Origin of the sequence: Streptomyces sp. NPDC091282, assembly GCF_044757385.1 — a bacterium.
Classification (GTDB): domain Bacteria; phylum Actinomycetota; class Actinomycetes; order Streptomycetales; family Streptomycetaceae; genus Streptomyces; species Streptomyces gramineus.
Window position 1 is genome coordinate 1174722 of the sequence record NZ_JBIVUX010000001.1, and the last position, 14038, is coordinate 1188759.

11 protein-coding genes are annotated in these 14038 nt (G+C 72.3%); 4 read left to right on the forward strand and 7 right to left on the reverse strand.

From position 1 onward, the window contains the following. Window positions 1–31 precede the first annotated feature (31 nt). The 6 genes from ACIQOE_RS05325 to iolC all read right to left on the reverse strand — a co-directional run bounded on the left by ACIQOE_RS05325 (window position 32) and on the right by iolC (window position 7863). On the reverse strand, window positions 32–1432 hold the full coding sequence (locus tag ACIQOE_RS05325; RefSeq protein ID WP_365563797.1) for an APC family permease: 1401 nt from the start codon (window positions 1430–1432) through the stop codon (window positions 32–34). Between the two features lie 331 nt (window positions 1433–1763). Further along, window positions 1764–3266, reverse strand: a complete 1503-nt coding sequence (gene mmsA, locus ACIQOE_RS05330; protein WP_351328100.1) for a CoA-acylating methylmalonate-semialdehyde dehydrogenase — start codon at window positions 3264–3266, stop codon at window positions 1764–1766. 14 nt (window positions 3267–3280) lie between these two features. Continuing rightward, window positions 3281–5158: a 3D-(3,5/4)-trihydroxycyclohexane-1,2-dione acylhydrolase (decyclizing) gene (gene iolD / locus ACIQOE_RS05335; RefSeq protein ID WP_401409736.1), complete on the reverse strand. Its 1878-nt coding sequence runs from the start codon at window positions 5156–5158 to the stop codon at window positions 3281–3283. Next, on the reverse strand, window positions 5155–5970 hold the full coding sequence (gene iolB, locus ACIQOE_RS05340) for a 5-deoxy-glucuronate isomerase (RefSeq protein ID WP_351328097.1): 816 nt from the start codon (window positions 5968–5970) through the stop codon (window positions 5155–5157). The genes iolD and iolB overlap by 4 nt, the downstream gene beginning before the upstream one ends. A 7-nt stretch (window positions 5971–5977) precedes the next feature. After that, a complete protein-coding gene (locus ACIQOE_RS05345) occupies window positions 5978–6916 on the reverse strand; it encodes a deoxyribose-phosphate aldolase (protein ID WP_399008080.1) in 939 nt (312 codons plus the stop codon). Beyond that, entirely contained in the window at window positions 6913–7863 is a 951-nt protein-coding gene (iolC, locus tag ACIQOE_RS05350) for a 5-dehydro-2-deoxygluconokinase (RefSeq protein WP_351328095.1), read from the reverse strand. The genes ACIQOE_RS05345 and iolC overlap by 4 nt, the downstream gene beginning before the upstream one ends. A gap of 389 nt (window positions 7864–8252) precedes the next feature. Between iolC and ACIQOE_RS05355 the strand changes: the two genes are divergently transcribed. Next, window positions 8253–8453, forward strand: coding sequence for a MerR family transcriptional regulator (locus ACIQOE_RS05355; RefSeq protein WP_351328093.1), 201 nt, complete (start codon window positions 8253–8255; stop codon window positions 8451–8453). Between the two features lie 19 nt (window positions 8454–8472). On the opposite strand, the gene ACIQOE_RS05360 is transcribed toward ACIQOE_RS05355, so the two are convergent. After that, the gene (locus tag ACIQOE_RS05360; RefSeq protein WP_401409739.1) at window positions 8473–9516 is read right to left on the reverse strand and encodes a zinc-dependent alcohol dehydrogenase family protein; all 1044 of its coding nucleotides are present in this window, start codon (window positions 9514–9516) and stop codon (window positions 8473–8475) included. Between the two features lie 226 nt (window positions 9517–9742). Here ACIQOE_RS05360 and ACIQOE_RS05365 point away from each other — a divergent pair, with 226 nt between their 5' ends. The 3 genes from ACIQOE_RS05365 to ACIQOE_RS05375 all read left to right on the forward strand — a co-directional run bounded on the left by ACIQOE_RS05365 (window position 9743) and on the right by ACIQOE_RS05375 (window position 13410). After that, a complete protein-coding gene (locus ACIQOE_RS05365) occupies window positions 9743–10693 on the forward strand; it encodes a PrsW family intramembrane metalloprotease (protein WP_363017230.1) in 951 nt (316 codons plus the stop codon). A 73-nt stretch (window positions 10694–10766) separates the two neighbouring features. Next, window positions 10767–11006 (forward strand): heavy-metal-associated domain-containing protein, encoded by a 240-nt coding sequence (locus ACIQOE_RS05370; RefSeq protein WP_351328089.1) that lies wholly within the window; start codon window positions 10767–10769, stop codon window positions 11004–11006. Between the two features lie 130 nt (window positions 11007–11136). Next, complete coding sequence (locus ACIQOE_RS05375) at window positions 11137–13410, forward strand: heavy metal translocating P-type ATPase (protein WP_401409742.1); 2274 nt, start codon at window positions 11137–11139, stop codon at window positions 13408–13410. Window positions 13411–14038: the final 628 nt, after the last annotated feature.

The following is a 14038-nucleotide window of genomic DNA, read 5'->3' on the forward strand; positions in this document are numbered from 1 at the left end:
CGTACGGGCGGTCGCGCAGTTCCCCGCGCCCCTAGGTCGGGCGGACGTCGTCCGGGATCGACACCACCCAGTGGGTGGCCTTGCGGGGGCGGAGGTAGAGGGCCCAGTAGAGGGTGGCCGCCGCGGTGATGCCGCCGGTCCACAGGAGGTAGGCGGTCTCCTGCTGGGTGAGGATGTAGGCGAGGACGGCGATCAGCAGGACCGGCATCGCCGGCCACAGGGGCATCCGCCAGGCCGGGGTGTGCCGGTGGGCGCCGCGGCGGGCCAGCAGGGCGGCGACGGCGACCAGGAGGTACATGCCGGTCACCGACACGCCCGTCACGCCGTACAGGGTGTCCAGGTTGACGAAGCAGAGCAGGGCGCCGGGGACGCCGACGGCGAGGGTGGCGACCCAGGGGGAGCCGAAGCGGCCGAGCCTGGACAGGGCCGTGTTGACCGGGCTCGGCCAGGCCTTGTCGCGGGCCGAGGCGAACAGGACGCGGGAGTTCTGGATGACCATGACGATGCCCGCGTTGATGATCGCGAGGGCCACGCAGAGGCTGACGAAGGTGCCGACCGCGGAGTTGGACCAGGCGGTGACCATGGAGCTGATGTCGCCGCCGGTCAGTTCCTTGAGGTCGGAGGCGCCCATGGTGATGGCCACCACCGGCACCAGGATGATCACCGTGGAGATCGCGAGGGTGGCCAGGACCGTCCGGGCGACGTTGCGGCGCGGGTTCTCCAGTTCCTCGGAGAGGTAGACCGCCGTGGAGAAGCCCTGGGTGACGAAGAGGGCGATGGCGAGGCCGGAGACGACCAGCATCGCGGTGACGGTGGTGGTGTGGCCGCCGGAGTCCGCGACCTGCAGGGAGGTGAGGCTGCCGGCGCCGCGGTGGCTGTGGGAGAAGCCGAGCACGGCCACCACGCCCGCGGCGATGACCTCCAGGACCAGGAAGATGCCGGTGATCCAGGCGTTCGCGCGCAGGTCCAGCAGGCCCGCGAGGGTGGCGAGGAGCATCACGCCCGCGCCGGTCATGGCCGGGTCCAGGTGGACGATCGGGGCCAGGTAGTCGGCCGTGCCCATGGCGATCACCGGAGGCACGATCATCACGACGAGCAGGGAGAGGACGAAGACCAGCCAGCCCGCCAGGCGGCCCGCCATGGTGGAGACCATCGCGTACTCGCCGCCCGCGCTCGGGATGAGGGTGCCCAGTTCGGAGTAGCAGAACGCCACGGCGATACAGAGGAGGGAGCCGATGGCGATCGTCAGGGCGGTGGCGGTGCCGAGGGAGCCGAAGAGGTCGGGCACGACCACGAAGAGCGTGGAGGCCGGAGTGACGCAGGAGAGGGTCAGGAGGGTGCCGCCGACCACGCCGATGGAGCGCTTGAGCGTCTTGGGGCCGTCGGACACCTCGGGGAGGGCGGTCTCGACGGGGCGGAGCGTGTCGGTCATGCGGCGGTTCCGATCGCGTCGTTGCGGATGCCTCCGGCGGTTGGGCTGTGCTGCATGGAACCCCGACGAAAACCGCTGCGTCAATGGCCGTTCACCTTCGGATTCCGTACTTGTAAAGCGACCGGCGTCACATCGCTTTCGCAGGGCCGAACTCGCGAATCGGCCAATCACCAAGCCTGCCGATCGCATGACCTTGCTTTCCAAGGTGAGATATCAACGGGACTTAAGTCATCCGTTTCATCCCGTCCACACGGGAACCGCAGCACCGCCGCCAAAAAAAGTCGGGGCCGTCCGGTATCCGGACGGCCCCGACGAGGTCGGTCGATCACACTCAGTGGTTGCGCGGGAAGCCCAGGTCGACACCGGCCGGAGCCTCGGACGGGTCGGGCCAGCGGGTCGTGACGACCTTGCCGCGGGTGTAGAAGTGCGTGCCGTCGTTGCCGTAGATGTGGTGGTCGCCGAAGAGCGAGTCCTTCCAGCCGCCGAAGCTGTGGTAGCCCACGGGGACCGGGATCGGGACGTTCACGCCGACCATGCCGGCCTCGATCTCCAGCTGGAAGCGGCGGGCGGCGCCGCCGTCCCGGGTGAAGATCGCGGTGCCGTTGCCGAACGGCGAGGCGTTGATGAGGGCCACGCCCTCCTCGTAGGTGTCCACGCGCAGCACGCACAGCACCGGGCCGAAGATCTCGTCCTGGTAGGCCTTCGCGGACGTGGGCACCTTGTCGAGGAGCGAGATGCCGATCCAGTGGCCGTCCTCGAAGCCGTCCACGGTGTAGCCGGTGCCGTCCAGGACCACCTCGCAGCCCTCGGCGGCGGCGCCGGAGACGTAGGACGCCACCTTGTCGCGGTGGACGGCCGTGATCAGCGGGCCCATCTCGGAGGCCGGGTCGTTGCCGGGACCGATCTTGATCTTCTCGGCGCGCTCGCGGATCTTCGCCACCAGTTCGTCGCCGACGGAGCCGACCGCGACCACGGCCGAGATCGCCATGCAGCGCTCGCCCGCCGAGCCGTACGCGGCGGAGACGGCCGCGTCGGCGGCCGCGTCCAGGTCGGCGTCGGGCAGCACCAGCATGTGGTTCTTGGCGCCGCCGAGGGCCTGCACGCGCTTGTGGTTGGCCGAGGCGGTGGTGTGGATGTAGCGGGCGATCGGGGTCGAGCCGACGAAGGAGACTGCCTTGACGTCCGGGTGCTCAAGGAGCCGGTCCACGGCCACCTTGTCACCGTGCACGACGTTGAAGACGCCGTCGGGCAGGCCGGCCTCGGCCAGCAGCTCGGCGATCTTGATCGAGGCGGACGGGTCCTTCTCGGACGGCTTGAGGACGAAGGTGTTGCCGGTCGCGATGGCGATCGGGAACATCCACATCGGGACCATCGCCGGGAAGTTGAACGGCGTGATGCCCGCGACCACGCCGAGCGGCTGGCGGATCGAGGAGACGTCCACGCGGCTGGCGACCTGGGTCGACAGCTCGCCCTTCAGCTGGACGTTGATGCCGCAGGCCAGGTCGACGATCTCCAGGCCGCGGGCGACCTCGCCGAGCGCGTCCGAGTGCACCTTGCCGTGCTCGGCGGTGATCAGCTCGGCGATCGCGTCCCGGTTGGCGTCCAGCAGGGCGCGGAAGCGGAACAGGATCTCCGTGCGCTTGGCCAGCGAGGACTGGCCCCAGGTCGCGTAGGCCTCCTGGGCGGCCTGAACCGCCGCGTCGACCTCGTCGACCGAGGCGAACGCGACCTTGGTGGTGACGGCGCCGGTCGCCGGGTCGGTGACCGGCCCGTACGTGCCCGACGCGCCTTCGACGGTCTTGCCGCCGATCCAGTGGTTGACGATCTTCGTCATGACCGGTTACTCCTTCACAGATGGCGGCGTCGGGTCGAGACGTGCCGTTCGTACAGCTCACGTGCCTTGACCGCGGACGATCGGGTCGCGGTCGCGGCCACAGGTACATCCCACCAGGCCTGCGCGGGAGGCGGGCCCGACACAGTGTCGGCCGTTTCGGTCTCCACGTAGACACATGTGGGAGTGTCGGCGGCCCGCGCCTTCGCGAGCGCCGAGCGCAGGTCGTCGACGGTCCTGGCACGCAGGACGCGCATGCCGAGACTGGCCGCGTTGGCGGCCAGATCGACGGGGAGCGGGGCGCCGGTCAGGGTGCCGTCGGCGGCGGGGAGGCGGTAGGCGGTGCCGAACCGCTCGGCGCCCACGGACTCGGAGAGACCGCCGATGGAGGCGTAGCCGTGGTTCTGCACCAGCAGCACCTTGATGGCGATCCCCTCCTGTACGGCGGTCACGATCTCCGTCGGCATCATCAGATACGTGCCGTCGCCGACCAGCGCCCAGACGTTGCGCTCGGGCGCGGCGAGTTTCACCCCGATGGCGGCCGGGATCTCGTAGCCCATGCAGGAGTAGCCGTACTCCAGGTGGTACTGGTCCCGTGACCGGGTCCGCCACATGCGGTGCAGGTCGCCGGGGAGCGAGCCGGCCGCGTTGACGAGGATGTCGCTCTCGTCGACGAGCGCGTCCAGGGCGCCGAGCACCTGCGGCTGGGTCGGCCGGACGTCCGGCTCGTCGGCCTCGTAGCAGGCGTCGACGCGCTGTTCCCAGCGCTCCTTGTCCTCGGTGTACTCGGTGACGTACGCGTCGGCGACGCGGTGGCCGTGCCGGGCCAGCGCCTCGGTCAGCCCGGCCAGGCCGCCGCGGGCGTCGGCGATCAGCGGCAGGCCGGCCAGCTTGTGGCCGTCGTAGGGGGCGATGTTGAGGTTGAGGAAGCGGACGTCCGGGTTCTCGAAGAGGGTCCCGGAGGCCGTGGTGAAGTCGGTGTACCGGGTGCCGACGCCGATCACCAGGTCGGCGGTGCGGGCGAGTTCGTCGGCGGTGGCGGTGCCGGTGTGGCCGATGCCGCCGACGTCCTGCGGGTGGTCCCAGCGCAGCGAGCCCTTTCCGGCCTGGGTGGAGGCGACCGGTATGCGGGTGGTCTCGGCGAACTCGGCGAGGACGGCCTCGGCGCGGCTGTGGTGGACCCCGCCGCCCGCGACGACCAGGGGGCGCCGCGCCTGCCTGACCGCCCGTACGGCGGCGGCGAGTTCGGCCGGGTCGGCGGCGGGCCGCCGTACCGTCCACACCCGCGGGGCGAAGAACTCCTCGGGCCAGTCGTGGGCCTCGGCCTGGACGTCCTGCGGGAGCGCGAGCGTCACGGCGCCGGTCTCGACGGGGTCGGTGAGCACCCGGACGGCGGCGAGGGCGGAGGGGATCAGCTGTTCGGGGCGGGTGATCCGGTCGAAGAACCTGGACACCGGGCGCAGCGTGTCGTTGACCGACACGTCGGCGGCGTGCGGGACTTCGAGCTGCTGGAGGACCGGGTCGGCGGGGCGGGCGGCGAAGACGTCGCCGGGCAGCAGCAGGACCGGGAGGTGGTTGACGGTGGCGAGGGCGGCGCCGGTGACCAGGTTGGTGGCGCCGGGGCCGACGGAGGTGGTGACGGCGTGGGTGGCGAGACGGTTCGACTGACGCGCGTAGCCGACGGCCGCGTGCACCATGGCCTGTTCGTTGCGGCCCTGGTGGAACGGCATCGCATCCGCGTGCTCGACCAGCGCCTGGCCGAGTCCGGCCACGTTCCCGTGGCCGAAGATGCCCCAGGTGGCGCCGATCAGGCGGCGGCGCTCGCCGTCCCGTTCGGTGTACTGGGCGGCCAGGAAGCGGACGAGCGCCTGCGCGACGGTGAGCCGTATCGTCATCGATACCCCTCGGTATGGTCCGGGTGGAAGCAGATCCGCCACTCCCGCGTCTCACCCGGCCCCGCCATGACGTTCAGGTAGTACATGTCGTGCCCGGGCTGCGCGATCGACGGGCCGTGCCATCCGTCGGGGACGAGCACGGCGTCGCCGGAGCGGACCTCGGCGAGGACGTCGGTGCCGCCCTCACGGGAGGGGAATACGCGCTGATAGCCGAAACCGTTCGGGCCGTCGATCTCGAAGTAGTAGATCTCCTCCAGCTCCGACTCCTCGCCGGGCCGGTACTCGTCGTGCTTGTGCGACGGATAGGAGGACCAGTTGCCGCCCGGGGTGACGACCTCCACGGCGATGAGCTTGTCGCAGTCGAACGCGTCCGCGGAGGCGAAGTTGCGCACCTGCCGGGCGGCGGTGCCGCTGCCGCGGTCTTCGACGGGGACCTCCGGCGCGGGGCCGTAGCGGGCGGGGAGTCGTCGCTCGCACTTCGCTCCTGCCAGGGCGAAGCGGCCTCCCGCGCCGGAGGCGATCTGGACCTGGGCGTCCCGGGGCACGTAGACGAAGTCGGAGACTCCGGCGAACACGCTCTCCCGGCCCAGGATCTGGAACTCTGTTCCCTCTGTTCGCACCGTACAACCGCCGTGCAGCGGGAGCACGATCCACTCGCTGTCCCCGGTGGTGAACAAGTGGCTTCCACCAGGCGGCAGTTCGACGATCCGCAGGCTGCTGTGCGTCCACCCGGCCCGCTTCGGGTCGATGTCGAGGACGTACTGCGCGTTCGCGGTCGAACCGTTGCTCAGGTGCAGTTCGCTCGTCGTCATCAGGGCCTCACAGCAGTCCTACGGCGGTGTCCACGGCGGCGGCCACGTCGCCGTCCGCCGGGTACAGCAGCGAGCGGCCGACCACCAGGCCGCGCACGGTGGGGAGTCTGAGGGCGCTGCGCCACTTCTCGTAGGCGCCGTCCTGGTCCTCGCCGACCTCGCCGCCCAGCAGGACCGCGGGCAGCGTGGACGTCTCCATGACCTGCGCCATGTCGTCGGGGTTCTCGGTGACCGGGAGCTTCAGCCAGGTGTAGGCAGAACTCCCGCCGAGGCCCGAGGCGATGGCGATGGAGCGGGTGACCGCTTCCGCGGACAGGTCGTTCCTGACCTTGCCCTCGGGGGTGCGGCCGCTGATGAAGGGCTCGACGAAGACCGGCAGCCGGCGCGCGGCCATGTCGTCGATGGCGCGCGCGGTGGACTCCAGCGTGGTCAGCGAGCCCGGGTCGTCGTAGTCGATCCGCAGCAGCAGCTTGCCGGCGTCGAACCCGAGGCGCTGTATGTCCTCGGCGCGGTGGCCGGTGAAGCGGTCGTCGAGTTCGAAGCGGGCGCCCTGGAGTCCGCCGCGGTTCATCGACCCCATGACGATCTTGCCGTCGAGGACGCCGAGCAGCAGCAGGTCGTCGAGGATGTCGGCGGTGGCGAGGACGCCGTCGACGCCGGGCCGGGACAGCGCCAGGCAGAGCCGTTCCAGCAGTTCGGCGCGGTTGGCCATGGCGAGCTTGTCGCCGCCCACGCCGAGGGCGCCGCGGGCCGGGTGGTCGGCGGCGACGATCATCAGCCTGCCGTCCGCCTCGACGAGCGGCCGGCGGGTCCGGCGCGCGGCGGCCTCGGCGATGGCCTCGGGGTGGTGGGTGCGGGTGTGGACGAGGGCGGCGATGTCCACGCCCGGCCGCTCGGCGGGAGCGGTGCCGTCGTGGTGCGCGCCCGCGACCCGGCCGCCCCTCACAGCACCGCTCCGGCGGCGAGCGCGGCCGTGATCTCGTCGCCGGTCGGCATGGCGGAGGAGCACTCCAGGCGGGAGGCCACGATGGCGCCGGCCGCGTTGGCGTGCCGCATGGTCTTCTCCAGGTCCCAGCCTTCGAGGAGGCCGTGGCAGAGGGAGCCGCCGAAGGCGTCACCGGCGCCGAGCCCGTTGAGGACGGTCACCGGCAGCGGCGGCACCTCGGCCGTCTCGCCGTCGCGGCCGACGGCGAGGACGCCCTTGGGTCCCTGCTTGACGACGGCGATCTCGACCCCGGCGTCCAGCAGTGCCTGGGCCGCGGCGCGCGGCTCGCGCACGCCGGTCGCCACCTCGACCTCGTCGAGGTTTCCGACGGCGACGGTGGTGTGCTTGAGGGCCTCGGCGTAGAAGGGGCGGGCCGACTCCGGGTCGCTCCAGAACATCGGCCGCCAGTCGAGGTCGAAGACGGTGGTGCCGGCCTTGGCGCGGTGGGCGAGGGCCGCGAGGGTCGCGGTGCGGCTGGGCTCCTCGCTCAGGCCGGTGCCGGTGACCCAGAAGATGCGGGCCTCGCGGACGGCGTCGAGGTCCAGGTCGTGGGCGTCGATCTCCAGGTCCGGGGCCTTGGGCTGCCGGTAGAAGTACAGCGGGAAGTCGTCCGGCGGGAAGACCTCGCAGAAGGTCACCGGGGTGTTGAGTCCGGGGACCGCGGTGACCCAGCGGTCGTCGACGCCGAAGCCGCGCAGCGCCTCGTGCAGGTAGGCGCCGAAGGCGTCCTGGCCGGTGCGGCTGATGACGGCGGTGCGCCGGCCCAGGCGGGCGGCGGCCACGGCGACGTTGGTCGCGGACCCGCCGAGGAACTTGCCGAAGGACGACACCTGGGCGAGCGGGACACCGGTCTGGAGCGGATACAGATCCACCCCGATCCGCCCCATGGTGATCAGGTCGTACGCCATCGGCTTCCCTTCGTCACGGCTCTCCCCCGGTTTGTAGTCCTGGACAGGAGGTCGTGTCAATGGTTTGTCCGGACATTCGGACCAGACACTGTCGCGGGCCGGATCCGCGGCGCACGCTCCGGCCGCGTCACACCGCCCCCGCCCGTGTCAACGCGCCCCGCCCGTCACCCGGCCCGCGGCTGTGCTTCAGCTGTGTCACAAACACCCTCGTTGTGTCACACATGTCGCGCCTACGCGGGCTCTCGGTCACACCAGGTCGACAGCCGCTTGCCCACCGTCACGCTCCGTCGTTCACCGGGCACAGGCTTGGTGATCGCCAAGCGCAGCGCCCGGCTCCCCCGACGACCGCCTCCGGTCGCCCCCGCGGCGCGCGCAGGGAGGTGCATCTCATGACCGACCGACGGCTCTGGTCCTACAAGGAGATCGCGGCACACATCCGGGTGCAGCCCGACACGGTCCGCTCCTATCGCAAGCACGGACTGCTCCCGCCGCCCGACCACGTGGAGGGCGGCAAGCCCTACTGGTACGCCGACACGGTCCGTGCCTGGGTCGCCTCCCGGCCGGGCAACAGAAACCGCAGAGAGGACTGAACCGCGCCCGGCGGGGCGCTCAGGCCCACGGCTCGATGACCGTCACCCCCGCCCCCGGCGCCCCGTCCATCGCCGCCAGGGCCCGCGGGGCCGTGTCCAGGGTGATCGTCGAGGTCACCAGGAGGTCGGGGCGCAGGGTGCCCGCGCGGACGAGTTCGAGCATGCCGGGGTAGGCGTGCGCCGCCATGCCGTGGCTGCCGAGGAGTTCCAGCTCCAGGGCGAGCGCGCGGGCCAGGGGTACGGGGGTGCTGCCGTCCGGGGACGGCAGCAGGCCCACCTGGACGTGGCGGCCGCGGCGGCGCAGGGAGCCGACCGAGGCGGCGGCGGTGCCGGGCGAGCCGAGGGCGTCCAGGGAGAGGTGGCTGCCGCCGCCGGTCAGTTCGCGGACCGCCGCCGCGGGGTCGTCGCCGGCCGCCGCGTCCACGCAGTGCGCGGCGCCGAACCTCCGTGCCAGGTCCAGGGCCCGGGGCGAGACGTCGACCGCCACCACCCGGGCTCCGGCCGCCGCCGCGATCATCACCGCGGACAGGCCGACGCCGCCGCAGCCGTACACCGACACCCACTCGCCCGCCGCGACCCGGCCGCGCTGCACGACCGCGCGGAACGCCGTCGCGAAGCGGCAGCCGAGGGCGGCGGCGGTGGTGTACGCCATGTCGTCCGGGAGGGTCACCAGGTTCACGTCGGCGTGGTCGAGGGCCACGTAGTGGGCGAAGGAGCCCCAGTGCGTGAAGCCGGGCTGGGTCTGGCGTTCGCAGACCTGCTGGTCGCCGGCGGCGCAGGACGGGCAGCGGCCGCAGGCGCACACGAACGGGACGGTGACCCGGTCGCCGGGGCGCGCGCCGGTCACCGCGGCGCCCGCCTCCTCGACCACGCCGGCGAGTTCGTGGCCGGGCACGTGCGGCAGCGCGATGTCCGGGTCGTGGCCCATCCAGCCGTGCCAGTCGCTCCGGCACAGGCCGGTGGCCTCGACCCGGACCACCACGCCGTGCGGGGCCGGGCGCGGGTCCGGCACCTCCCGTACCTCGGCCGGACCGCCGTAGCGGTCGAAGACGACTGCGCGCATGAGCGGCTGCTCCTCTCGACGACTGCGCGAAGGCTAAGCGGCGCGCGGACCGCGGCACAGCACCGGTTCCGGCCCGCCGCGGCCGCCGCGGCACCCGCGCCGGTTCCGGACTGCGACATTTCGCGCATATGCCTAGAGTGCGGGTAATCGCCTCATCACTGTTCGTCAGCCCCGATCCGTCCGGCGCCGCGCCGCGCCCGCAGGAGCACCCAGGGGGAGCCCGCCCGTGACCCACTCTCCGTCGCCCCGCCGGCCGCAGGCCCGCATCCCCGGTCCGCAGCAGCCGCCACCGCCGTACCCCCGCATCCGCGCCGGTCTGTGGCGGCGCGGCCTCGGCGGCGGGCTGGCCCTGTGGGCCCTGACCGCGGTCGTGACGTACGCGACGGGGAACACCACGCTGCTGCCGACGCTCATCCTGCTCGGCAGCTTCCTCGTCCCGGTCGTCTTCGTGCTGTGGGCGTACGAGCGGCACGGCCGCGACCTCGGCGTCAGCGCGATCCTCGGCTGCTTCCTGACCGGCGGCACGCTCGGGGTGCTGGGCGCCTCCCTCATGGAGTCCTACCTGGTCCGGCCCTCCTGGGGGATGTTCGTGGGCGTCGGGCTGATCGAGGAGGCCGTGAAGCTCGGCGCGCTGGTGTTCGTGCTGCGCCGGCTGCCGGGCATCCGGGGCATGCGGGCCGGGCTGGTGCTCGGCGCGGCCGTCGGCTTCGGCTTCGCGGCCCTGGAGAGCGCCGGCTACGCCTTCGACGCGGCGGTCTCCACCGAGGGCGTCGACCTGCGGGCGCTGATCGAGACGGAGATCCTGCGCGGAGTACTGGCCCCCTTCGGACACGGCCTGTGGACGGCGATCGCCGGCGGGGTCCTGCTCTCCTGCCGCCGCCCGAACGGCCGCTTCCGGGTCACCGCCCCGGTCGTGTCCACCTGCCTCGGCGTCGCCCTGCTGCACGCCCTGTGGGACTCCACGCACGGCATCGCGATCTGGCTGGCGGAACGGCTCGCGGGCACCGCGCTGGACCGGCGGTTGTTCGCGGAGGGCTACATCCCGCGTCCCACCGCGGCGCAGGAGCACCTCTTCACGCTGTTCTCGGTGGGGCTGCTGGTGCTCGTGTCGCTGCTCGGCATCGCCTGGGCCAACTCGCTGGCGCGCCGCGACACCTCTTGGAGAAATACCCCCTAGGGGTATAGTGTGGCGACAGTGGGGTTCCCTCGCGGGCCCCACCGGCCCCACACGCCTCGACGAGGAGAACGACATGACCGCTCAGACCGACACCCCGGGTTCCGTGACCGCCGTCTACCAGGTGACCGGCATGAGCTGCGGACACTGCGAGGGTTCCGTCTCCGCCGAGATCTCCGGGCTGCCCGGCGTCAGCTCGGTGAAGGCCGTCGCGTCCAGCGGCGAGGTCACGGTCGTCTCCGCGGCCCCGCTCGACGACGAGGCGGTCCGCGCCGCCGTCGACGAGGCGGGCTTCGAACTCGTCGGCCGCGCCTGACATCGAGGCCCCGGCAGGCGGTACCCGCACCACGAGCAGGACGTACGACGGAAACGTATCTCTCCGCCGGGCCGTGCCGACCAGCTGATACTGGATCCGTACGGTCCGGTCCGTTGTCTGGAGTCCGGACATGACCAGCACCACCACCGCACAGACCCGGATAGCCGAGCCGGCCACCGGCCCGACCGCCGAGGTCGAGCTTCTCATCGGCGGGATGACCTGCGCCTCCTGCGCGGCCCGCGTCGAGAGGAAGCTCAACCGGATGGACGGCGTCACCGCCGCCGTGAACTACGCGACCGAGAAGGCGAAGGTCACCTACCCCGAGGGGGTCAGGGTCGCCGACCTGATCGCCGTGGTCGAGAAGACCGGCTACACCGCGGCCGAACCCGCGCCGCCCGAGCCGGAGCCGGACCGGGAGCCGCGGCCACCGGCCGGGCGGGATCCCGAACTCGCCGCGCTCCGCGAACGCCTGCTGGTCTCCGTCCTGCTGGCGGCTCCCGTGGTGCTGCTCGCCATGGTCCCGGCCCTGCAGTTCGACAACTGGCAGTGGCTGTCCCTGACGCTCGCCGCTCCGGTCGTCGTCTGGGGCGGCCTGCCGTTCCACCGGGCCGCCTGGACCAACGCGCGGCACGGCGCGGCCACCATGGACACGCTGGTCTCGGTCGGCACGCTGGCCGCGTTCGGCTGGTCGCTGTGGGCGCTGTTCTTCGGGCACGCGGGCATGGCCGGCATGCACGAGACGTTCCGGTTCACGGTCTCCCGGGCGGACGGCGGCATGGGCGGCGCGTCCTCGGTCTATCTGGAGGTCGCCTCCGGGGTCGTCGCGCTGATCCTGCTCGGCCGCTATCTGGAGGCCCGTTCCAAGCGGCGCGCGGGCGCGGCCCTGCGGGCGCTGCTGGAGCTGGGCGCCAAGGACGTGGCGGTGCTGCGGGCCGGGCGCGAGGTGCGGGTCCCGGTGGCGTCGCTGGCGGTCGGCGACCGGTTCGTCGTACGGCCCGGCGAGAAGATCGCGACCGACGGGACCGTGGTCGAGGGCGCCTCGGCGGTGGACGCGTCGATGCTGACCGGCGAGTCGGTGCCGGTGGACGTGGGCGTGGGCGACGCCGTCACGGGCGCGACCGTCAACGCGGGCGGGCGGCTGGTCGTGGAGGCCGGCCGGGTCGGGGCCGACACCCAGCTCGCGCGGATGGCCCGGCTGGTGGAGGACGCGCAGAACGGCAAGGCCGAGGTGCAGCGGCTCGCCGACCGGATCTCCGCCGTCTTCGTCCCCGTCGTCATCCTGATCGCGCTCGGCACCTTCGGGGTCTGGCTCGGCGTCACCGGTGACACGGCCGCCGCGTTCACGGCCGCGGTCGCCGTGCTGATCATCGCCTGCCCGTGCGCGCTGGGCCTGGCCACGCCGACCGCCCTCATGGTCGGTACCGGGCGCGGCGCCCAGCTCGGCATCCTCATCAAGGGCCCGGAGGTGCTGGAGTCCACGCGCCGGGTCGACACCGTCGTCCTCGACAAGACCGGCACGGTGACCACCGGGCGGATGAGCCTCCAGGAGGTGTACGCAGCCGACGGCACCGACCGGGACGAGGTGCTGCGGCTGGCGGGCGCCCTCGAACACGCCTCGGAGCATCCGGTCGCGCGGGCGATCGCCGCCGGGGCCGAGGAGCGGGTCGGGGCGCTGCCGGCGGCCGAACACTTCGAGAACGTTCCCGGCCGGGGCGTGCGCGGGCGGGTGGAGGGGCGTGAGGTGGCCGTGGGGCGGCTCTTCGACGTCGTCCCCGAGGAGTTGGCCGCGGCCCGCTCCCGGGCCGAGCAGGAGGGCCGTACGGCCGTGCTGGCCGGCTGGGACGGCGTGGCACGCGGTGTCCTCGCCGTCGCGGACACGGTCAAGGAGTCCAGTCCCGAGGCGGTGCGCGCGCTGCGTGCCCTCGGCCTGAGGCCGGTGCTGCTGACCGGCGACAACCGCGCGGTGGCCGACGCGGTCGCGCGCGCCACCGGGATCGACGAGGTCATCGCCGAGGTGCTGCCCGAGGACAAGGTCGACGTCGTACGGCGATTGCAGCGCGAGGGAGGCACGGTCGCCATGGTCGGCGACGGCGTCAACGACGCGGCCGCCCTGGCCGCCGCCGACCTGGGGCTCGCGATGGGCACCGGGAGCGACGCGGCGATCGAGGCGGGCGACCTGACGCTGGTCCGCGGCGACCTGCGGGTGGCGGCGGACGCGATCCGGCTCTCCCGGCGGACGCTGGCCACCATCAAGGGCAACCTCGTGTGGGCCTTCGGCTACAACGTGGCCGCGCTCCCGCTGGCCGCCGCCGGGCTGCTGAACCCGATGATCGCCGGGGCCGCGATGGCGTTCTCGTCGGTGTTCGTGGTGACCAACAGTCTGCGGCTGCGCACCTTCCGCTGAAAGTTACCGCCGGTTCGTGGCAGCGGATGCGGAAGTCCCCCTGGAGTCCAACGCGCACCTCACATAAGCTCTTCACAAGGCTCGCGCATCATCCTTACGCTTGAGCTCCGATCGCCGTATCGGGGCTCTTGCGCATCTAACGGACATATGCAAGAGACGCAGATCACAGTGGTGTGAACGTAACCATCGAAGGGGTTCGAGGGTCTAAGTTGGCGATGTCAGACCAGCGTCTTGGGGGGCGCTGACCTGGCATCTGGGGATGTCTTGGGGGACTTCCTCAGAGATGCGTTGCCGGGACACGTACGACGGGAAGCTTTGAGCGGCCCTCCCGTGCGGTACGCGTCCCGGCAGACCGCACCGCACCACTGGAGCACAACAGCAGTTCGGCACGTAGTACGGCGAGTTCTGCTCGTTGTGCTCGATCGAAGCAGCGAATTCAGGCGCTGCCGCACCGAGCGCCCGGCCGGATCCCGTGGGGGGAATCCGCACCGGGACACGGGAAGGCGCCCTGGTCGCCGGCCCGTGGGGGGACCGGCGCTCCAGGGCGCCTTCTGCTGTGCTCCGAGGCCGCGCGAGCGCGGGGCCAAGACGGGGGCACCGATGACTCTCGGCGCCCCCTGACCGCTGA